General features: G+C 54.5%; 17 protein-coding genes. 10 read left to right on the forward strand and 7 right to left on the reverse strand.

Translation table 11 applies throughout. The features are described 5' to 3' along the window. The first annotated feature begins 14 nt into the window (after nt 1–14). Complete coding sequence (locus E9531_RS00250) at nt 15–1,334, forward strand: TIGR03862 family flavoprotein (protein ID WP_136571735.1); 1,320 nt, start codon at nt 15–17, stop codon at nt 1,332–1,334. Between the two features lie 41 nt (nt 1,335–1,375). On the opposite strand, the gene E9531_RS00255 is transcribed toward E9531_RS00250, so the two are convergent. Further along, entirely contained in the window at nt 1,376–2,158 is a 783-nt protein-coding gene (locus E9531_RS00255; RefSeq protein WP_136571736.1) for an IclR family transcriptional regulator, read from the reverse strand. A 207-nt stretch (nt 2,159–2,365) separates the two neighbouring features. Between E9531_RS00255 and E9531_RS00260 the strand changes: the two genes are divergently transcribed. From E9531_RS00260 to E9531_RS00275, 4 genes are all read left to right on the forward strand, one after another. After that, a complete protein-coding gene (locus E9531_RS00260) occupies nt 2,366–3,370 on the forward strand; it encodes a TRAP transporter substrate-binding protein (protein WP_136571737.1) in 1,005 nt (334 codons plus the stop codon). 20 nt (nt 3,371–3,390) lie between these two features. Beyond that, nucleotides 3,391–3,828: a type II 3-dehydroquinate dehydratase gene (locus tag E9531_RS00265; protein ID WP_136571738.1), complete on the forward strand. Its 438-nt coding sequence runs from the start codon at nt 3,391–3,393 to the stop codon at nt 3,826–3,828. Nucleotides 3,829–3,976: 148 nt separating this feature from the next. Next, nucleotides 3,977–4,558 carry a TRAP transporter small permease gene (locus E9531_RS00270; protein WP_136571739.1) on the forward strand — a complete coding sequence of 194 codons (582 nt, stop codon included), beginning with the start codon at nt 3,977–3,979 and terminating at the stop codon, nt 4,556–4,558. After that, on the forward strand, nt 4,555–5,835 hold the full coding sequence (locus tag E9531_RS00275; protein ID WP_136571740.1) for a TRAP transporter large permease: 1,281 nt from the start codon (nt 4,555–4,557) through the stop codon (nt 5,833–5,835). The genes E9531_RS00270 and E9531_RS00275 overlap by 4 nt, the downstream gene beginning before the upstream one ends. 131 nt (nt 5,836–5,966) lie before the next feature. On the opposite strand, the gene E9531_RS00280 is transcribed toward E9531_RS00275, so the two are convergent. Then, entirely contained in the window at nt 5,967–7,469 is a 1,503-nt protein-coding gene (locus tag E9531_RS00280) for a CoA-acylating methylmalonate-semialdehyde dehydrogenase (RefSeq protein ID WP_136571741.1), read from the reverse strand. Nucleotides 7,470–7,666: 197 nt separating this feature from the next. Here E9531_RS00280 and E9531_RS00285 point away from each other — a divergent pair, with 197 nt between their 5' ends. Beyond that, nucleotides 7,667–8,611, forward strand: coding sequence for a LysR family transcriptional regulator (locus tag E9531_RS00285; RefSeq protein ID WP_136571742.1), 945 nt, complete (start codon nt 7,667–7,669; stop codon nt 8,609–8,611). A 142-nt stretch (nt 8,612–8,753) separates the two neighbouring features. Here E9531_RS00285 and E9531_RS00290 read toward each other — a convergent pair whose 3' ends face one another. From E9531_RS00290 to E9531_RS00310, 5 genes are all read right to left on the reverse strand, one after another. Continuing rightward, nucleotides 8,754–10,001, reverse strand: a complete 1,248-nt coding sequence (locus tag E9531_RS00290; protein WP_136571743.1) for an ABC transporter substrate-binding protein — start codon at nt 9,999–10,001, stop codon at nt 8,754–8,756. Nucleotides 10,002–10,543: 542 nt separating this feature from the next. Then, nucleotides 10,544–11,890, reverse strand: coding sequence for an amino-acid N-acetyltransferase (gene argA / locus E9531_RS00295; RefSeq protein ID WP_136571744.1), 1,347 nt, complete (start codon nt 11,888–11,890; stop codon nt 10,544–10,546). 183 nt (nt 11,891–12,073) lie between these two features. After that, a complete protein-coding gene (zapE, locus tag E9531_RS00300; protein ID WP_136571745.1) occupies nt 12,074–13,171 on the reverse strand; it encodes a cell division protein ZapE in 1,098 nt (365 codons plus the stop codon). 100 nt (nt 13,172–13,271) lie between these two features. Further along, on the reverse strand, nt 13,272–13,688 hold the full coding sequence (locus E9531_RS00305; RefSeq protein WP_136571746.1) for a hypothetical protein: 417 nt from the start codon (nt 13,686–13,688) through the stop codon (nt 13,272–13,274). 146 nt (nt 13,689–13,834) lie between these two features. Then, entirely contained in the window at nt 13,835–14,743 is a 909-nt protein-coding gene (locus E9531_RS00310) for a LysR family transcriptional regulator (protein WP_136571747.1), read from the reverse strand. 174 nt (nt 14,744–14,917) lie between these two features. On the opposite strand from E9531_RS00310, the gene E9531_RS00315 reads away from it, so the two are divergent. From E9531_RS00315 to E9531_RS00330, 4 genes are all read left to right on the forward strand, one after another. Then, a complete protein-coding gene (locus tag E9531_RS00315) occupies nt 14,918–16,621 on the forward strand; it encodes an acyl-CoA dehydrogenase family protein (protein ID WP_136571748.1) in 1,704 nt (567 codons plus the stop codon). 113 nt (nt 16,622–16,734) lie between these two features. Continuing rightward, nucleotides 16,735–17,751 (forward strand): Bug family tripartite tricarboxylate transporter substrate binding protein, encoded by a 1,017-nt coding sequence (locus tag E9531_RS00320; RefSeq protein WP_136571749.1) that lies wholly within the window; start codon nt 16,735–16,737, stop codon nt 17,749–17,751. A 220-nt stretch (nt 17,752–17,971) separates the two neighbouring features. Then, nucleotides 17,972–18,961 carry a tripartite tricarboxylate transporter substrate binding protein gene (locus E9531_RS00325; protein ID WP_136571750.1) on the forward strand — a complete coding sequence of 330 codons (990 nt, stop codon included), beginning with the start codon at nt 17,972–17,974 and terminating at the stop codon, nt 18,959–18,961. Then, on the forward strand, nt 18,961–20,268 hold the full coding sequence (locus tag E9531_RS00330; RefSeq protein WP_136571751.1) for a CaiB/BaiF CoA transferase family protein: 1,308 nt from the start codon (nt 18,961–18,963) through the stop codon (nt 20,266–20,268). The genes E9531_RS00325 and E9531_RS00330 overlap by 1 nt, the downstream gene beginning before the upstream one ends. Nucleotides 20,269–20,279 lie beyond the last annotated feature (11 nt).

Here is a 20,279-nt window from a genome sequence, read left to right on the forward strand (position 1 = left end):
CGGACGTTTCTACCATGTGCCCATTGCCAACGCCGACCACCTCTTGCGATTCAGTGCCCAGTGCCACTTTGCCGACTTTGGCATGTGATGTGGCCATCATGGGCGGCGGCCCTGCCGGTTTGATGGTGGCTGAGCAGTTGGCGCAATCGGGTTTGTCGGTGCATGTGTTCGAGAGCAAACCATCGGTGGCACGCAAGTTCTTGATGGCAGGTAAAGGCGGCTTGAATCTGACACACTCGGAAGATTTTGAGCATTTTGTCAGCCGTTATGCCGCCCGTAGCAAGCAATTGCAGCCGTGGTTGCAGCAATGGGGCGCTCCGGAATTGATGGCATGGGTCAAGGGGTTAGGGTTCGATACCTTTGTCGGTTCGTCAGGGCGCGTGTTCCCTACCGACATGAAGGCGGCCCCCTTGCTGCGGGCTTGGTTGGCGCGACTGAAAGCGCAGTCTGTCGTTTTCCATATGCGCCACCGCTGGGGTGGCTGGGATGCTGACGGACGCCCTCTCATTGACAATGAGCAAGGTCGACAGGTTGTGCATTGCCAGGCGCTGGTATTGGCCACTGGCGGTGGCAGTTGGGCCAAACTGGGTTCTGATGGCGCTTGGGTGCCATGGTTGCAAGCACGTGGTGTGGAGGTGGCGCCTTTGCAGCCAGCCAATTGCGGCTTTGATCTTGGTTGGCTCGATGGTCGTCAACAGGGCTGGAGTCCTGTGTTTGCCGAGCGCTTTGCAGGCGGCGCATTCAAGTCGATTGCGCTGACGTATGCGAATGAGCAAGGTGTGTTGTTTTCCCGTCAAGGTGAATTTGTGGCCACGCAAACAGGCGTTGAAGGTAGCTTGATTTATGCCGTTTCGGCATTGCTGCGCGAACGCATCAACACGCATGGGCATGCACAGTTTTACCTTGATTTGCTGCCACAGTGGAGTGCCGAGCGTGTGCAGCAGGAATTGTTCAAGCCACGCGGCTCACGCAGTTTGAGTAGCCACCTCAAAGGGCGGCTGGGTCTTGATGGCATCAAAGCCAGTTTGCTGTATGAGGTGCTGGGCAAGGATGGGGTGAGTGATATGCATGTGCTGGCGAAAACCATCAAAGCTACGCCGCTGAATGTGGTGGCACCCCGGCCGATAGATGAGGCCATCAGCACGGCAGGTGGGGTCCGTTTTGAAGCGTTGGATGCACAAGGCATGTGCAACGCCATACCGGGTGTATTTTTTGCCGGCGAGATGCTCGATTGGGAAGCCCCAACCGGCGGTTATTTGTTGACCGCCTGCCTCTCATCTGGTGTGCAGGCTGCGCGTGGCGTGCTGAGCTATCTAAGGCGCGTGCAGCATTAAAAGCTGGAGCGCTGCGTTGTTTACATGAGCGTACCGATGTTTTAGGTCTGGCGTTTGAATAGGGCTGATGCACCGCTGGCGCGGGAAACCTGCTGCGCAGTCGCTTGAATGACGGGCCCTAAGGTGCGCATGCGCTCAGGTGTCAGTCGTACAGCGGGGCCTGCAATGGTGATGACTCCAAGGGTATGGCCATCGGTGCCCACAACCGGGGCGGCCATGGCTGTCATGCCGGGGGCAAACACCTCGTCAATCATACTGAACCCCTGCAGGCGTGCTGCTGCGACATAGTCCATGACTTCTTTGATGCTGGTGGGCGCTCGTGGGCCAAAGCGCTCAGGCGCTCCAAGCCCTTGTTTGGCGATTAGTGACAGAGCTTGGTCTTCCGACAAGGTTGACAGCCATGCATGGCCTGCAGCACTGCACGAAAGGGTGACCGACAACCCCATGTCGGGGTCGTATCGCAGGCCATGCGTGGCTCCCTGAGATTTGGCCACGAAGGTCAGGTCATCCCCATCCACGACGGCCAAACGCACCAATTCTCCAGAGGTTTGTGCCAATTCGTCCAGCAGCGGTTGCGCAACATCCACGATGCCTGAATTGCTCAGGAAAGTCAGTCCAAGCGATACCAGTTTGATTGTGAGCAGGTAATGCCCGTCACGTTCGTTTTGCCGGACATAGCCGCAGCGCACCAATTCGCTGAGCAAACGGTGTGAGGCGGATAAAGGTATACCAAGGTCTGCGGCCAAGGCAGACAGGGGGCGCCCATGTGGGTGCGAAACCAGGTGTTCCAACACCTGCAAGCTGCGCTCTATAACAGCACTCATAACTTCTCCAACATCTGCAGCGGTGAGCCGTTGTACGGTTTTGTGTGCTGCACGACCATCACTGTATCAAACAATAAAATAAATTCCATTTTGAATTAAATTTCCATTTTGGAAAATCTTTCCATTTGTGTATGATGCGGCTGTGTCGATGCGCATGCAACCCGGTGCGAAGGCATCGACCCATTATCAATAACTTGGAGACACCCCATGAATATCTTGCGCACACTCGCAACTGCTGGTATTTGCTTGGCTCTGGCCGTTCCGGCATGGGCACAAAAAGAACGCACTATCCGGTTTGGCCATTTGAACAACACCGATCACCCGGTCAGTTTTGGCGTCAAACGTTTTGCTGAAATCCTGTCTGCCAAGAGCGACGGGAAAATGAAAGTGCAGGAATTCCCTTCCAACCAGTTGGGCAACGAGCAACAGCAGCAATCGGCATTGCAAGGTGGGGTGCAGCAAATGTATGCGCCAGCTACCACGTCGCTGGCTGGGATTGTGAAGGAATTCGGTCTGGTTGATTTCCCTTTTGCTGTCAGTAGTTTCGAGCAGGCCGATGCCCTGCTCGATGGCCCGCTTGGCCAAACGCTGATCAGCAAATTGCCGGAAAAGGGATTGGTCGCTTTGGGGTACTGGGATTTGGGCTTTCGCAACGTGACCAATAGCCGTCACCCCATCACCAAACCGGAAGATTTGGCCGGCCTGAAAATCCGCGTGATTCCCAACCCTGTTTTCTTGGAGACGTTCCAGTCCTTCAAAGCCAACCCTGTGCCATTGCCCTTTGCAGAGTTGTACGGCGCTTTGGAGAGCAAAGCTGTGGACGGTCAGGAAAATCCGTTTGCAGTGATCTTGTCTAACAAGTTCTATGAAGTGCAAAAGTACGTCAGTGCAACCAACCACGTGTATGCAGCCAATATTGTGTTGGTCAGTAAAAAATTCTGGGATCAGTTGACACCGCAAGAGCAGCAATGGATGCATGAGGCAGCCGATGAAGCGCGTGCTTACCAGCGCCAAGTCAGCCGTGAGGCCGCGAGTACAGCAGTGCAAGAGCTCAAAAAACGTGGCGCTGAATTCAATGAAATCAGCGCGCAGGAAGTCTCGCGCATGCGTGAAATCGTCAAGCCGGTGGTGGATAAGTTTGCCAGCCAGTACGACCCAGCTATCGTGAAGCTATACAACGATGAGTTGCAACGCATTCGCGGCCAACAATAACAAAACCAGTGAATCACAACATGAAAATACTTGTTCTGCATGGCCCCAATTTGAATCTGTTTGGGCGTCGGGAGCCGCATATCTACGGCACCACTACGCTCGCAGAAATAGACGCGCGCATTGCCAAGCTGGCCGCTGAATTGAATGTGGAAGTGGCCAGTATCCAGTCTAACCACGAGGGTGCGTTGATTGATTTTCTGCACCAGAATATTGATTCTGCGCAGGGGGCATTGGTCAACCCTGCTGGTTTGACCCAGCATGGCGTTCCACTGCATGACGCGATCAAGGCCATGCCTTTTCCGGTGATTGAAGTGCATATGTCCAATATCGCCGCACGCGAGACTTGGCGCGCGCATTCCATCATTTCCCCAGCCGTGCGCGGCACTATTCAGGGCTTGGGGCCACAGTCGTACTTAGCCGCATTGCGTGCGGTTACTGAAATGGTGCGGGCTGTATAAGGCAAGGCTGACGCATCGCGAGAGCTATTTGGGTTTTAAGGAGGCATTGTTTTTCAAAGCAGTGCCTCCTGAGTTGTGCATGGCCTATGCAAAGGAAAAACCGCGTGGCTGTTTGGCGCCGCAGAGCGCTTGGTAAGGAGACAAACAGATGAATAAATGGATCGACGGGGTCTGTCGAATCATTGATGGACTGATCGCCCTCATGCTGGCGATTATGGTGGTGTTGGTATTCGGCAATGTGGTGCTGCGCTATGGTTTCAATTCCGGGATCATGATTTCAGAGGAAGTCTCGCGCTGGCTTTTCATCTGGATTACTTTTTTAGGTGCTGTGGTCGCCTTGCGCGAGAGGGCGCATTTGGGGGTGGACATGCTGGTCGTGCGTTTGCCCTTGGCCGCGCGAAAACTGTGCCTGCTGCTTAGCTATTCGCTGATGCTCTACATCGTGTGGCTGGTGTTTGAGGGCAGTGTGGTGCAAACACGGATCAACTGGGATGTTCAGGCCCCTGTGACTGGTGCCTCTTTGGCTATCGTCTATGCGGCAGGTATTGCCTTTGCCGTTGGCGCAGCACTGCTTCTGACGGTTGACTTGCTGCGCTTGCTGTGTGGAAACATGACAGAAGGCGAGTTGGTCGCGATCCAGGAAACGGAGGATGCCGCCGCGCTTTCGCATGCATTGCATGCACAAGAGCACCCACCAATCTCAACACAATCTGGGAGCGAGACCAAATGATCATCGCTGTATTTCTGGGCACATTGTTGTTGGCGATGGCCATCGGTATGCCCATTTCATTTGCTTTGCTGTTAAGTGGCGTGGCGCTGATGTGGCAACTGGACTTGTTTGACGCGCAAATCCTGACTCAAAACTTGATTGGTGGTGCGGACAGTTTCCCATTACTGGCCATTCCATTTTTCATGCTTGCTGGCGAGATCATGAATGCGGGTGGATTGTCGCGCCGGATAGTCAATTTGGCGCTGACTTTGGTAGGGCATGTGCGTGGTGGATTGGGTTATGTGACCATTATGGCGGGCTGTCTGCTGGCCGCATTGTCGGGCTCTGCCGTAGCTGATGCGGCTGCGTTATCGGCATTGTTGTTGCCCATGATGGTTTCGGCGGGGCATGACAAAGCGCGCTCTGGCGGTTTGATTGCAGCAGCAGGCATTATTGCGCCTGTGCTCCCTCCCAGTATTGGCTTGGTAATCTTTGGGGTTGCTGCGAATGTCTCCATCTCTAAGCTCTTTATGGCTGCCATCGTTCCGGGCATGTTGATTGGTGGCGCACTGTGGGTGACTTGGGCTTGGTTGGTTCGCCGGGAGACGATTCAGCCACCGCCGCGTAAGTCGAAACGCGAAATCTGGTTGGCTGCGCGTGAAGCGGTTTGGGCCCTGATGTTGCCGGTCATCATTTTGGTTGGACTGCGCATGGGTGTTTTTACACCGACGGAAGCTGCAGTGGCGGCAGCGGTTTATGCCTTTTGCATTTCGGCATTCGTCTATAAAGAGCTGAGTGTGCGCCAACTCTATGCAGTGTTTGTTAGCGCAGCCAAGATCAGTGCTGTAGTGATGTTTTTGATTGCAGCAGCGATGGTCAGCGCGTGGCTCATTACAGTAGCGGGCTTGCCTTCTATGGTCGTGGCCTTGGTGGAGCCATTCATGGGCAACAAGATATTGCTGATGATTGCGCTGATGATGTTGGTAATGGCTGTGGGCACCGTGATGGATATGACGCCGACTATTTTGATCCTGACGCCTGTATTGATGCCCGTGGTGTATGCCGCAGGAATTGACCCAGTGTATTTTGGTGTGATGTTCATCATCAACAACTCCATCGGCCTGATCACTCCGCCAGTTGGCGTGGTACTTAATGTGGTTGCTGGGGTTGGCAAGATGAAGATGGATGAAGTCACTCGAGGGGTATTACCCTTCATGCTCGCAGAGTTTGGGGTGATGTTCCTGATGGTGCTGTTTCCGCAATTGGTTACAGTGCCAGCCAAGTGGTTTGGAGGTTAATGACCGCTGGAGATAACCAGAGAGAAGAACGTATAGCGGCTGCACCTAATTGGGTGCAGCCGCTATATTTTTACTTCACAAATACTGGCGCTTCAAACGCAAAGACATGGGGTGTAGCGCCAGTAGTCGCACTATTTGGAGTCAAATGCCAGTGACAGGCCGGCTGCTGCTTCATCGGCATCAGGCCAGCGTTGCGAAACCGTTTTGATTTTGGTGTAAAAACGCGCAGCATCTGGGCCGAACATATGCCCATCGCCAAATTTTGAGCGGCGAAGCCCCCCAAAATTGAAATAACCAACTGGCAACGGCACAGGAACGTTGATGCCGATCATGCCCGCTTCCACTTGGTTTGAAAAACTGTGCGCGGATTTTCCATCGCGAGTGAACAGAACTGCGCCATTGCCGTAGTCGTTGGCATTGGTGATGGCAATGGCCTCTTGCAAGCTGCTGGTGCGAATGATGCCCCGCACCGGGCCAAAAATTTCTTCTTTGTACAACTGCATGTTGGTGGTGACATGGTCAAACAAGGTGGGGCCTAAGTAGAAGCCGTTTTCGTAACCCGCTACCTTGAGGCCGCGACCATCAAGCACAAGTTGGCCGCCCTCATCAACGCATCTGGCAATGGCTTGCTCGACAGCTACTTTGGATTGTGCAGACACCACCGGACCAAAATCCACTTGCGCATCGCTATAGGGGCCCACTTTCAATGATTGCAGCTTGGGGACGATCAATGCCAGCAATTTCTCAGCAGTCTGTTGCCCCACTGGCAGCAGCAGTGAAACGGCCATGCAGCGCTGGCTGGCAGAGCCATACCCTGCGGAGACAAACGCTGTGGCTGCGGCTTCCAGATCGGCATCAGGCATGACAACCATGTGGTTTTTGCCGCCCGTGAAACTGGCTACGCGCTTATTGTGCGCGGTGCCCTTGTGGTAGATGTACTCCCCTACGGCGGTGGAACCCACAAAGTTAATGCCAGCGATACCCGGGTGTTCGAGCATGTGGTCAACCAGTGCCTTGTCACCATGCAGCACATTGAATACCCCGTCGGGCAGGCCTGCTTGTTTCCATAACTGTGCCAGCATCACCTCAGCACTTGGCACTTTCTCTGACGGTTTCAGAATCACCGCATTGCCTACCGCAACGGCCATGGTGGTCATCACAACGGGCACCATCACGGGGAAGTTGAAGGGCGTAATGCAGCCCACAACCCCAATCGGAACGCGCTGCGAATACACATCAATGCCGCCTCCCACATTCGTGGCAAATTCGCCTTTGGTGACATGAGGGGCATTGCAGGCGAATTCCACACCTTCAATCGCACGTCCGATCTCACCTTTGGCATCCGGTGCATTTTTGCCATGCTCTTTGCCAATCAGCTCCAGCAAAGCATCGGTATGCTGAATCAGGAGTTCACGAAATTTGAACACCACGGCTTGTCGTGCCGCATGTGAGCTTTGGCCCCATGCGTGCCCCGCTTGCGTTGCAATGGCCACGGTTTTGTTGAGTGTCGCTGCGTCCGCGAATGTCAGGCGTGCGCTTTCTTGCCCGGTGGAGGGGTTCACAATGGGGTGGGTTTGCGCGTGGACGTCGATTTCAATCTGGCCGTTGATGAAGTGGCCAATCAGGTTGTTCATAAATACATGTCTCCATGGATGGTGCAAGAGCCTCCGCATCCGTAGATGGGGTGCCTTGTGTTGTAATTTGCATAGCCAATGCAATCCTACAAGGCATAACAAGCCAGCGGTTAGCCTAAAATTGCATTCTTTTCATGTAATTTTGCATAGCCGATGCAAGGCTGGCAGCTTGCTTGGTTGTGCGACCAAAGGTTCGCATGGCGCAATTTGATTGGGATAGTTTGCGATTTTTTTTGGCCGTGGCACGCGAGAAATCAGCGCTCAAGGCGTCGCATCGCTTGGACGTGAACCAATCGACGGTGTCGCGCCATGTGCATCGACTGGAGCAAGACATGGGGGCGCAGTTGTTTCAGCGCCATTCGCAAGGGCATATCCTGACCAGCGTTGGTCAGCGCTTACTGGAGCAAGTAGAAAAAGTCGAGGCCATTCTTAATACCACCCAGCAGGATGTGCGCGGCGGTATCTCTTCATTGACCGGGGAAATTCGCTTAGGCGCTACTGAAGGGTTTGGCAGCTTCTTTCTGGCACCGCATTTGGCACGGTTTTCTCGCTTGCATCCGGGGTTGACAGTAGAGCTGTTGCCTATGCCGCGGCATATCAACCTCTCCAAACGCGAAGCTGATTTTTCCATTAGTTTGGAGCGGCCCTCGATAGAGAGTCTGATCGTCAGTAAATTGACAGATTACCGATTGATGCCCTATGCCAGCCAAGCCTATTTGGATGAAGTTGGGCCCATCCAGGGGCCTGAAGATCTTCGGCATTTGCGCTGGATCGATTACGTCGACGACTTGCTGTTTACCAAGGAGCAGTTTTCACTCAAGCAGTGGATGCCATCGCTCACCCCTTTTTTTAAAAGCACCAGCATCATTGCGCAATACCAAGCCGTATGCTCAGGCTTGGGTATTGCCATCCTTCCTTGTTTTATGGGGCAACTGCATCCCCAGTTGGTTCCCGTTTTGGCTGAGCAAGTGGACATTCGCCGCAGTTTTTGGCTCACCAGCACCCCCGACCAACGTGACTTGTCCAGAGTCCGTGCGCTGTGGGATTATCTTCGCCACGTCATGGCGCTGAATGCCGATGTTCTGATGGGCAAGGCCCACCAGATGCAATGGTTGGATGAATGGGGGCCGAATGATCAGTAGGCAAGGGAGCAATGCGGCCCTTCCACAGACAGGCCATGGTGCATCGAGGCACCATACATTCCACGCTCTCTGATCGCCGCTGTGAGAATGGCGTTGCATCCAAACAGCGGCATCGCTGCGCAGCGCCTTTAATCCTTAGGCATTATTTCTTGAGCAATGGGCAAGTCGATGTTTCAAGTGGCTGGAAAGCATCTTGAGCGGCAATAGTGCTGACAAGTTTGTAGTAATCCCATGGCCCTTTGGACTCTTGCGGCGTTTTTACCTCAAACATATACATGTCGTGGATAACGCGCCCGTCATCACGGATGGATGCATTGCGCATGATGGGGTCCTCAATCGGCAATTCGCGCATTTTCTCTGCGACGACTTTCCAGTCATCGGTCCCTGCAGCAGCGACTGATTTGAGGTAATGCAGCGTGCTGGAATACACCCCTGCTTGCACCATAGTGGGTTTGTTGCCGCGGTGCAATTTGGCAAAGCGCTCAGAGAATGCCCGCGTCTGTTCGTCCATGTCCCAGTAAAAACCTTCCGAGAATTTCAACCCTTTGGCAGTCTCCAGCCCCATGGAGTGCACGTCGGTGAGGAAGACCAGCATCGCCAGAATTTGTTGCTTGCCGCCACCAATCCCGAATTCTTGCACTGCTTTCATCGCGTTGACGGTGTCTTGTGCGCCGTTGGCCAATGCAATGGCATCAGCGCCAGAGGATTGTGCTTGCAGCAAGAAGGAAGAGAAGTCACTGGCATTGAGCGGGTGCTTGACTGAACCCACCACTTCACCATGGTTGGCTTTGACCACGGCAGTAGCGTCTTTTTCGAAAGAGTGGCCAAAAGCGTAATCCACTGTCACAAAAAACCACTTTTTCGCACCCTGTTGTGTCATCGCGGCCACCGGCGAAGCGGCAAGCGAATAGGTGTCAAACATCCAGTGGAAACCATTGCGTGCGCAATCGTCATTGGTCAAGCGCGTGGTGGCAGGGCCTGAATACATGGCAATACCGCCACGCTCTTTGATGATTTGCTGAATCGCCAATGCTCCTGCTGAATTGGTCAGATCCACCAAGGCATCTACTTTCTGCACATCCAACCACTCGCGCGCACGTGAGGCAGCAATATCGGCTTTGTTTTGGTTGTCAGCACTGACCAGTTCAATGTTCATGCCTTTGCATTCAGCCTTCAAGCAGTCATCAATTGCCATACGCGCCGCAACGACAGAGCCTGGCCCACCCATGCCGGAATAGGGGCCCGCCATATCGGTTAACACACCGATTTTGACCAGATCATCAGTCAGGGTGAGGGCTTGTGCAGAAGGCACAAGCAAAGTTGATAGCGCCCATGCGCTCGCACAGGCGAGCAGCGAACGCGCTGCAAATGTTCGGTTTGGTGTATTCATGATTGTCTCCTGCTGTTATAGGCCGCACCTTATTGTCGGTGTCCGATTTTTACTATGCGAGGGCATGAAGGCAAAGCATCGGGTTGATGCTTGAGCAGACTGCAGGCCACTGTATGTGAACGCAAACGATGGTCATGTGTTCTGGTTCGGCCAGTGCAGTTGCTACTGCTTGCTTTGTACTCATGCCACAACAAGCCCATCTGCCTCATCGCTTATAGAGCATAGCGGCTAACAGAGGGGCGAGACAATGGTGAAAAATGCATAGCCCCTATGCAGGAGCACAGGCGGCATGGGGTGAATGCGGCTGCCTCAGTCGAGAACCATGTCTGGTGGAGATGACGATCTGTGCGCTTGCACAGCGTGCCAAGTAAACGGGGCTCTTTGAGAGACGAACACAAACCTTGATACGTCGAAAGCAAAACCTTGTCGTACTACTCGTACTGCCTGCGGTTTTGCGCCTAGTCTCAATCGCAAACCTTCGGTTTGCTGGGGTGTTTTTGCCGCTCTTAATGGTGGCGCTTGAGACGGTCGTGAGTGGTCACTCACAGGTGCTTGACCAGCACTTTACTCTTGCGGCTCCAGTTGTATTTGTCTTTGCGCGCTTGAGGGAGCCACTCTGGGTCGACCACTTCAAAGCCGCGCTTGATGAACCAGTGCATGGTGCGGGTGGTGAGCACGAAGATGCTGGTCATGCCCATGGCACGAGCGCGTTGTTCGATGCGTTTGAGCAGCTTTTCGCCATCGCCCTGGCCTTGCGAGTGCGGCGAGACGGTGACTGCGGCCATTTCGCCGGTGCTTTTCTCCAGGTATGGGTACAGCGCGGCGCAGCCAAAAATAACACCATCATGTTCAACGATGGTGTAGTTGTTGATGTCGCGCTCAATCTCAGTGCGGCTGCGCTTGACCAGTGTGCCGTCATTCTCGAACGGTTCAATCAACTGCAGGATGCCGCCCACATCATCGGCTGTGGCTTGGCGCACTTCTTCCAGGCGCTCGTCAACCACCATGGTGCCAATGCCATCGTGAACATAGATTTCTAATAGCAATGAGCCATCAACGGCAAAGGGGATGATGTGGCTGCGTTCAACACCGCCTTCACACGCTTTGATGCAGTACTTGAGGTAAAAGCCTGTGTCGGTGGGCTCCTCGGCTTCAGGCGCGTTCTTGAAGATGGTCTTGGCGTCGGCCAAGTTCATTTCAGTGATGATCGGGTTGTCTTCGCTGGCTGGCGCTTCCGAGTTCTTGCGGATGCCGGGGACCTCTCCGACATAGATGAGCTTGTCAGCTTTCAGGGAGATGGCAATGGAGCTGGCGACTTCTTCCATAGAGAGGTTAAAGGCTTCTCCCGTTGGCGAGGAACCAAATGGTGAGAGCAAGACGACCGAATCCATCTCTAGGGCATGGCGAATACCATCGGCATCGACTTTGCGCACTTTGCCGGTGTGCTGAAAGTCCACGCCATCCAAGATGCCCATAGGCCGTGCTGTGATGAAGTTGCCGGAAATAACGCGAATTTTCGAGCCAGCCATTGGCGTGTTGGGCAAGCCTTGGCTAAAGCAGGCTTCTATTTCAAAGCGCAGTTGGCCTGCCGCTTCCTGCGCAGCATCCAAAGCGGCAGGGTCGGTGATGCGATTGCCTTTGTAGTACTGGGGCTGGTGGCCTTTGGCCAGTAGCTGCTCATTGACCTGAGGGCGAAAGCCATGCACCAGAACAATCTTGACGCCCATGCTGTGCACCAGAGCCAAGTCTTGCACTAAGTTTTCGAGTTTGCCCGCGGCAATGGCTTCGCCACAAATACCCACCACAAAGGTTTGATGCCTGAATTTGTGGATGTAAGGCGCAACCGAACGAAACCACGGAACAAAGGTGAAGTTGAAAACGGCAGACATGGCGGTGAGGTAGGTGTGCAATGCAATCGACTGCGCAGGCATGCAATGGCGCGCGCAGGTTCGATGCGGATTGTCAGGGATTTAGGGCGCTTTCAACAAGTGCCCATGCAGGGACTCTTTTGAAAACGTTTGTGTCTTTGTCTGGTTGGGAGCGCCTTAGAGCGTCAACACGTTCTAAGGCATTCAGGTCAGACTGGTATCCACTACGCGTTTTTCCAGTGCGAGGTATTCCTGCGACTGCATTTCATTCAGGCGCGAGACCGTACGCGGAAACTCATGCGCCAATGGGCCTTGCAGATAGAGCTGTTCAGGTGGCACTTGCGCGGAGATGATGAGCTTGACGCAGCGGTCATACAGCACGTCCACCAACCAGGTAAAGCGTCGCGCTTCTGAGGCGAGATTGACCGACATTTGTGGCACATCAGAAAGCATGACGGTGTGAAACTGGTTGGCAATTTCCAGATAGTCGTTCTGTGAGCGAGGACCGCGGCACAGGTCATCGAAACTGAACCAGATCACCCCTCCTGCACGGCGTTGGGCAGGAATGCGGCGTGATTCGATACGCATCACGGCTTCTTCATCGGCCGCTTCTGCCAAGCTGTTGAAGGCTTCGGTCATGGCCGCATCTGCTTGGGGGCCGTTGGGGCAATGGTAGAGCTCAACATGGTGCAGGGTGCGGCGGCGGTAGTCAGTGCCATTGTCTACATTGATGACTTCCATGCGCTCGTTGAGCAGGGCGATGGCTGGCAAGATCCGGTCGCGGTGCAGGCCATTGGGGTAGAGTTCGTCGGGCTTGAAGTTGGAAGTGGTAATAAAACCTACACCGTTATCGAACAGTGCCACCAACAAGCGGTAGAGAATCATTGCATCGGTGATGTCGGCCACATGAAACTCATCAAAACAGATGAGCTTGTAGCGTTTAGCAATTTGTGCGCCCAATTTATCAAGGGGGTCGCGTGTGCCTTGCAAAGCATGCAGTTCGCGGTGCACCTCACGCATGAATTCGTGAAAATGCAGGCGCACTTTTCGCTCAATGGGGACTTCTTTGTAGAAGCACTGCATCAAGAAACTCTTACCGCGTCCCACGCCCCCATACATATACACGCCTTTAGGGATGTCGGGGTGGTTGACCAGTTTTTTCAGGCGGCTGGAGCGTTTGCTTTTGTACACGCTCCATTCGTCAGCACAGCGCTGCAATGCGCTCACAGCACGCAATTGCGCAGGGTCTGCGGTGTAGCCTTTTTCTGCTAAGACTGCCTGATAGGCGGTTTCCACGCTCATGCCAAATCTCATTTCTGCCTGGTGGCGTTGATGGTGCGCTGTGCGCATCTTGTGGGGAAAAGTTGCTGCTCGGGGCAGACGCTGTGTTCGTGAAGGGGGATCAAAAGTCCCAGGCGAAGTGCCAGTGCAAGCGCGCGGCTTGGGCTTTTTCCAAGACATGAAGAAAGTCGCCCATGTCGCTCAATACGCCTTCAGCGTCGTCCAGTGCGTCTGGATTTTCTTCGATCAGTTCCATCACGCCTTGCAACCAGGCTACGCCTTCTGCTGCATCCCACCACTGACCACCTGTTGGTGTTTCGTCATCCCAACGGTTGTCGTCCTCCGGATCATCGCTCTCGTGCGCGAAGCCGTCGAGCTCTTCTTCACTTTGGCCTACGAACGAATCGAGAAGCGGCAAACCAGCCTCTTCACAGAGTGCGTCCACTTCATCGGTAGCACTGGCCAGAGCCTTACCATCGACAAAAGTATCAAATCCGGGCTCCGGATCGTTCAGCACGATATACAAAGCCAATGACATGCGCGGTGCTCCTGATGAAATAGATAAAGGCAATGGGCCAAGAAAGGCTTGGTTTCTGTATGCGGTAAGGGCGCTATTGTCCCATAGCTGCCTAGCCAGTCATGCGGTCAGAAAAGTTGGATGTGTTGAGGCTTAGGTGTTCAAAATTATTGTCCATCAGCGGACTCTGAGAGATGGCCCAGCTCGGCTTGCAGCGCATGTGTAAAGCTGGCGATCAAGGCATTAGGCGGCCCTTTGCGCCAAATGGCAAGACTGGTCGAGAGTGGGTGACGCCCCACCAAAGGCCGAAATACGGTGCCAGGCAGGCGGGTGCGGCTCATCGCATGGGGCACCAGCGCCACTCCAATCCCGCGAGAGACTAGCGCCACCACGGTGAGCCAATGGCGCACCTCATGCACGTGGGCGGGCTCCACGCCGCTGCCGCGCAACAGGCCCAGTACTTGCTCATGGTACGCCGGGGACGCCTGGCGCGAAAACAAAATCAGCTGCTCACCTGCCAAGTTGGCCAGGTCAATCGATGGATGCTGGCTCAAGGAATGGGTGACGGGCAGGCAGCAGACAAAGGATTCTTTTTCCAGCACGCAACTTTGCAAGTTGCTAGGCAGGGGGCTGGCATGGATCAACCCCATGTCCAGGCGGCCGGCAGACACCGCTGTGACTTGTTCGCTGGTATTGAGCTCGGTGATGTCGAGCTGGACTTTGGGTAAGGATGCTTGAAACCGCAAAATTGCTTGGGGTAAGCCCCTGTATATGGACGAAGCCACGAACCCTACGCGTAAATGCCCGCCTTGGCCAATGGCCACGTTGTGGACTTGCGCAGCCAATTGGCGCGAATCTTCAAGCAGTTGACGGGCGCGGGGCAGCAAATGTTCGCCCGCAGGCGTTAAGCGCACTTCCTTGCTGCTGCGCATAAAGAGTTGGGCGTTGAGCGCTTGCTCAAGTTGGCGAATGGCCACGGACAGCGGTGGTTGCGAAATAGCCAGACGCTGCGCTGCCCGGCCAAAGTGCACCTCTTCTGCCAATGCAATGAAGTAGCGTAACAGTCTTAAATCCATGGTCGTGGCTTGGGCGTACGAGGTGGAGATAGGGCTAACCCGGGAAATCAATACTTATTAAGTATTGATGAAGATATAAACGATATTGGACATGAATTGCGCGGTGCGCACAATGCCCGTGTAGTGAGGCCACACAGTCGTGGCCACTGCACAAGGACAAGAGGAGTTGCTTGCATGTTGGATTCCACCACCCACCCGGTTCCTGATCGCCACGGGCGCAGCCTTTACGCTGACGACTTGCAACTGCAGCGATTGCTGCAGTTGTATTTGCCCAAAACCGTTTTTGAGCACCTCCAACCGTATTTCCAACGCATGGGCGAACTGGCCGGTGGTCGGTTGGATGAACTGGCAGGCATTGCCGATAAAAACCCGCCAGAGCTCCAATACCGCAGCCGAGTGGGAGTGGACGAACAGCGCGTGCTCAAGCACCCAGCGTATGTGGAGATGGAGCACATTGCTTGGAATCAGTTTGGTTTGTCGGTGATTTCACACCGAGACGATGTGCTGGGCTGGCAAGGGCGATTGCCCCCGCTGGTCAAATACGCTTTGACCTATTTGTTCGTGCAGGCGGAATTTGGTTTGTGCTGCCCCCTGTCGATGACCGACTCGCTTACCCGCACGTTAAAGAAATTTGGTGATGCTGCGTTGATTGAACGCTATTTGCCACGCTTGATTGAAACCGACGTGGCCGAGATGGCGCAAGGGGCTATGTTCATGACGGAGCAGGCCGCAGGCTCTGACATTGCCAATACCCTCACGTTGGCCAAGCCGGATGCAGAGGGGGCCTGGCGTTTGTACGGTGATAAGTGGTTTTGCTCGAACCCAGACGCAGAATTTGCCATGGTTCTCGCCCGTATGGATGGTGCTGCGCCTGGTATGAAAGGGGTTTCGTTGTTTTTGTTGCCGCGCGATCTGGATGATGGCAGCCACAACCATTACCGCATTATTAGGTTGAAAGACAAGTTGGGCACACGCTCCATGGCTAGCGGGGAAATTCGTCTCGAAGGCGCCGTGGCGTATTTGGTTGGGGAGCCTGGCCGTGGCTTTGTGCAAATGGCAGACATGGTCAACAACTCGCGCTTATCGAATGGTGTGCGCTCATCGGGCATGATGCGCCGCGCTGTGGCTGAGGCCGAATACATTGCACGTGAGCGCCGCGCTTTTGGCAAAGCCTTGCAAGATATGCCCTTGATGCAGCGCCAGCTTGACAAGTTGCGCGTGCCTGCGGAACAGGCGCGCACGATGGTGTTCCAGACGGCGCGGGCTTTGCAACGCTCTGATGCAGGGGAAGAGGGCGCTTATGCCTTGCTGCGCATTTTGACGCCGATGATCAAGTTTCGCGCCTGTCGTGATGCGCGCAAAGTCACTGGTGATGCGATGGAGGTTCGTGGAGGGTGTGGTTACATCGAAGAGTGGAGCGATCCGCGTTTGGTTCGGGATGCGCACCTGGGCTCCATCTGGGAAGGCACCAGCAATATCGTTGCTTTGGATGTCATGCGGGCGATCAAGCGTGAAAACTCGCTTCCAGTCTTGCTGCAGCACTGTACTGCGTTATTGGACGATACGCCTGCTGCAGCGGCATTGAAAGCAGCACTGCAGCAGGCATTGCAAAAAGCAGCCGTTTTTGCAGAAAAAGCAGCACATGACGCCGATGAAAAGCTGGCGCGTCAAGCGGCTTCAGCCCTCTACCACTGCACCAGCGCGATTGCTATGGCGTGGGAGGGCAGTCAGATGGGCGGGTCCGCCGGACATGAGCGCTTGCGTCTGGCGCAATTGGTGTTGCTCCATCGGGTGCTGCCGCGAGATCCGCTGTCAGACCCTCTCACTCCGCAAGACTGGTCTATGCCTGTGCCATCCGAAAAGGCTGCAGCGCTGTAAGCGCTGGCCTGTGCGGATAGAGGAATTTTTCAGGTCTGCGTTTGCATTCCAAAAGTAAGAGTTCATAAGCAAGAGGCTGCTGCAACCAAGCCGCCCATTACAGGAGACAAAACATGTTTATTTCTATTTTTAAGACACAGTTTTTAGTGCAGCGCATTGTGGCCTTGGCTTGTGCAGTGGGGGCGGCGACTTGTGTGCCGGTGGGGACTGCATGGGCTCAAACAGATTCCTTTCCAGACAAAACAATCACTTTTGTCGTGCCGTTTCCGCCCGGAGGCCCGACAGATGCCATGGCCCGTTTGTTGGCCAGTGAGGTGGGGACTGTGTTGGGGCAAACCGTGGTGGTGGACAACAAGACAGGTGCTGGTGGCAATATTGGCGCTTCGGCCGTGGCACGTTCCGCCCCGGATGGCTACACCATCATGTTCGGTACATCAGGGCCGCTGGCTATTAACCACAGTTTGTATTCCAAGATCGACTACGACCCTCGCACCAGTTTTGCACCTATTTTGTACGTGGGCTACCTGCCTAATGTATTGGTGGTGCGCAAGGATTTGCCAGTTAGCAATGTACAAGAGCTGATTGCGCTGGACAAGAAAGACCCAGGCAAGCTGAGCTACGCATCTTCAGGCAATGGCGCTTCATCACATCTGGCAGGCGTGTTGTTCAATGGGATGGCAGGAACGAATTTGCTGCATGTGCCCTACCGTGGCACTGGGCCTGCATTGGCCGATTTATTGGGCAGTCAGGTTGATATGACCTTCACTGATATTTTGACTGCCCTGCCATATATCCAGTCAGACAAGGTCAAAGCCTTGGGTGTGGCGACAAAAAACAAGTCGCAAGCAGCACCGACCATCCCGACGATTGCTGAGCAAGGTTTACCAGCCTATGACGTGAGTGTTTTCTTTGGCGTAGTGGCCCCCAAAGGTGTACCACAAGCGCGCCTTGACAAACTCAATGCGGCTTTCAGTCAAGTGCTCTTCAGCCCCAAGGTGCAGCAAAGTCTGAGTGCGCAAGGCCTGGAGATTGCGCAAAACCACAGTCCGCAGTACTTGGCAAGCTTCATCGCTTCTGAGCTGGAGAAGTGGCGCGTAGTGGTAGAGCAAGCCGGTGCCAAGCTCGATTGAGTTTGGTGTGGCACGGGTGGGAGAGACAACAACAAGCGCCATGAACCTTAAGAGCGACTAACACAACCCTTGATACGTCGAAAGCAAAACCTTGTCGTACTACTCGTACTGCTTGCGGTTTTGCGCCTAGTCTGAACCGCAAACCTTTGGTTTGCTGGGTTGTGTTAGCCGCTCTAAGTGGTTCTTGAAGGCGCAGGCATGATCAACAACAGGAGACAACATGAACAATGCATTTGAACGTCTTGGCAAGGCCAAACTGGTAGCTTGGGGCATAGGATTGACGCTGGTCGCCATGGGCAGCACTGCGGCATGGGGGCAGAGTTTCCCGAATAAACCCATTCAATTGATCGTGCCTTATGGCGCGGGAGGCCCCACCGATACGCATATGCGGGTGGTTGCCGAACGTGCCAGTCAACTGCTGGGCCAGAACATCGTGATTGAAAACAAGCCAGGCGCCAATGGTACTTTTGGTGCAGCCATGCTTGCGCGCGCTCAACCTGATGGCTATACCTTGTCGATGATTCCTGCCAGCGTATACCGGGAGCCGTTTCTTAATAAGGTGCAGTTCGACCCGGCCAAATTTTCCTACATCATCAACCTGACTGACTACACCTTCGGACTGGCTGTTCCCGCCAATGCTCCTTGGCAGAATTGGGGCGATTACCTCAAGGATGTGAAGGCGCATCCCGGAAAAATTTCGTTGGGTGCAGCCGGGCCATTGGCAACACCTGCGATCGTGGCTTCGGAGATGGCCGATGCACAGGGCATTTCACTCAACGTTGTTCCGTACAAAGGGGACGCTGACCAGGCCAATGATCTGCTGGGCGGACACGTGGATTCAGGGGTGCTTTCAGGCGTGGCGTCTCAGCACATCAAATCAGGCCGATTACGCTATTTGGCAATGTTCACGGCCGAGCGTGTAGCGCAGTTTCCTGATGTGCCCACCTTGCGTGAGTTGGGGGTGGATGCAGTGGTTGAATCACCCTATGGTATTGCAGGGCCTGAAGGCATGGACCCCAAAGTGATGGCTGTATTGCATGATGCATTCAAGGCTGCCAATGCCTCAGACGCGTCGGTCAAGGTGTTGGGTAACTTGAATCAACCGGTCAATTACCGAGACTCCCAAGCATTCAGACAGTACGCTTTGGATGCCTTGCAACGCGAAGAAAAACGTGTTGCGCAATTGCGTGCCAAAGGCTTGGTCAAATGATGGCGGCTATTGAAAAAGAGACTCTGGGCACTACGGTTTCTGCTCCTTTGCAGGGTATTAAGGTGCTCGATCTCAGTCGAGTACTGGCCGGCCCATTTTGTGCACAGCTATTGGGAGATTTAGGGGCTGATGTTGTCAAAGTTGAGGTGCCTGGCACGGGCGATGATGCACGGCAACTAGGCTCAGCGGTGGTGTCACCCTCAACGCCTGAAGGGGCAGGGCGGCAATCCAATTTTTTCCTTGCATGTAACCGCAATAAGCGCTCCGTTGCCGTTGACCTAGCGACGCCAGAAGGCCGTGAACTGGTGATGGCGTTGTTGCAGAAGGCTGATGTCGTGGTTGAGAATTTCAAGGCCGGTGGAATGCTGCGCTTGGGCTTGGATCCTCAGGCCATTCATGCGGCCAATCCGCGTTTGATTCATTGCTCTATCACGGGTTTTGGCCATACTGGGCCTTATGCAGCACGACCTGCCTATGACTTCATCATGCAGGCGATGACTGGCATGATGAGCACCTGTGGAGTCCCAGAGCAGAGCCCCGGCGCAGGCCCCATGCGAACGGCTATTCCAACTACCGATTTGGTCGCGGGCTACCAAGCTTGCGTGGCTATTTTAGGGGCGTTGATTCAACGCAGTATCAGCGGCAAAGGACAGTTCATTGATGCCGCAATGCTTGATGCTAGCGTGGCGTTCAATGTGCATTTGGCGCAAGGTTTTCTGATGGGGATGGGGGTGCCACAGCGACAAGGCAACAACAACCCGATAGCGGCGCCTTCCGGTGTTTATGCCAGTGCTGATGGTTGGCTGGTGGTGGCCGCTGGCAATGACCGGCAATTCGAGCATTTGTGCAGTGCGTTGCAGTTAGGTCCCTTGCGTGAACAGGAACGCTTTGCCAGCAATGCTGCGCGGGTGGCTAATCGGCAGGCGTTGCATACAGTGATGGAGCCAGTGTTACGCAGCCGCACTTCCGCGCAATGGCTGGCGCAGCTTGAAGCTGCCGGTGTGCCGTGCGCTGCCATCCATGACATGCAAGCGGTGTTTGATGACCCCCAAGTGCAGCACCGCCAAATGGTGGTGCATAGCCAGCGAGCAGATGGAAGCACGGTGCCTTTGCTGCGCAGTGCGCTCAATATGCAAGACCATGCTGTGCGCTATAGCGCACCACCTCTGTTGGGTGAGCACACCGAAGAGGTGCTGGTGCAGTGGCTGCAGATGCCTTCTGAGGCCATTGCGCACTTGGCCCACTGCAAAGCGATTGCTACGCTGGCTGATGCAGGTGCAAGGCCTCTTTCCTGCGGGCAGGACTAAAAGGATTTTTT

Source organism: Lampropedia puyangensis (assembly GCF_004833285.1).
Taxonomy (GTDB): domain Bacteria; phylum Pseudomonadota; class Gammaproteobacteria; order Burkholderiales; family Burkholderiaceae_C; genus Lampropedia; species Lampropedia puyangensis.

What these genes read in the sequence shown, in the direction of transcription:
- E9531_RS00325 (WP_136571750.1), top strand. Translation starts at nt 17,972, where the DNA reads ATGAACAATGCATTTGAACGTCTTGGCAAGGCCAAACTGGTAGCTTGG.
- E9531_RS00260 (WP_136571737.1), top strand. Translation starts at nt 2,366, where the DNA reads ATGAATATCTTGCGCACACTCGCAACTGCTGGTATTTGCTTGGCTCTG.
- E9531_RS00290 (WP_136571743.1), bottom strand. Translation starts at nt 10,001, where the DNA reads ATGAATACACCAAACCGAACATTTGCAGCGCGTTCGCTGCTCGCCTGT.
- zapE (WP_136571745.1), bottom strand. Translation starts at nt 13,171, where the DNA reads ATGAGCGTGGAAACCGCCTATCAGGCAGTCTTAGCAGAAAAAGGCTAC.
- argA (WP_136571744.1), bottom strand. Translation starts at nt 11,890, where the DNA reads ATGTCTGCCGTTTTCAACTTCACCTTTGTTCCGTGGTTTCGTTCGGTT.
- E9531_RS00320 (WP_136571749.1), top strand. Translation starts at nt 16,735, where the DNA reads ATGTTTATTTCTATTTTTAAGACACAGTTTTTAGTGCAGCGCATTGTG.
- E9531_RS00285 (WP_136571742.1), top strand. Translation starts at nt 7,667, where the DNA reads ATGGCGCAATTTGATTGGGATAGTTTGCGATTTTTTTTGGCCGTGGCA.
- E9531_RS00250 (WP_136571735.1), top strand. Translation starts at nt 15, where the DNA reads ATGTGCCCATTGCCAACGCCGACCACCTCTTGCGATTCAGTGCCCAGT.
- E9531_RS00330 (WP_136571751.1), top strand. Translation starts at nt 18,961, where the DNA reads ATGGCGGCTATTGAAAAAGAGACTCTGGGCACTACGGTTTCTGCTCCT.
- E9531_RS00305 (WP_136571746.1), bottom strand. Translation starts at nt 13,688, where the DNA reads ATGTCATTGGCTTTGTATATCGTGCTGAACGATCCGGAGCCCGGATTT.
- E9531_RS00270 (WP_136571739.1), top strand. Translation starts at nt 3,977, where the DNA reads ATGAATAAATGGATCGACGGGGTCTGTCGAATCATTGATGGACTGATC.
- E9531_RS00310 (WP_136571747.1), bottom strand. Translation starts at nt 14,743, where the DNA reads ATGGATTTAAGACTGTTACGCTACTTCATTGCATTGGCAGAAGAGGTG.
- E9531_RS00265 (WP_136571738.1), top strand. Translation starts at nt 3,391, where the DNA reads ATGAAAATACTTGTTCTGCATGGCCCCAATTTGAATCTGTTTGGGCGT.
- E9531_RS00280 (WP_136571741.1), bottom strand. Translation starts at nt 7,469, where the DNA reads ATGAACAACCTGATTGGCCACTTCATCAACGGCCAGATTGAAATCGAC.
- E9531_RS00275 (WP_136571740.1), top strand. Translation starts at nt 4,555, where the DNA reads ATGATCATCGCTGTATTTCTGGGCACATTGTTGTTGGCGATGGCCATC.
- E9531_RS00255 (WP_136571736.1), bottom strand. Translation starts at nt 2,158, where the DNA reads ATGAGTGCTGTTATAGAGCGCAGCTTGCAGGTGTTGGAACACCTGGTT.
- E9531_RS00315 (WP_136571748.1), top strand. Translation starts at nt 14,918, where the DNA reads ATGTTGGATTCCACCACCCACCCGGTTCCTGATCGCCACGGGCGCAGC.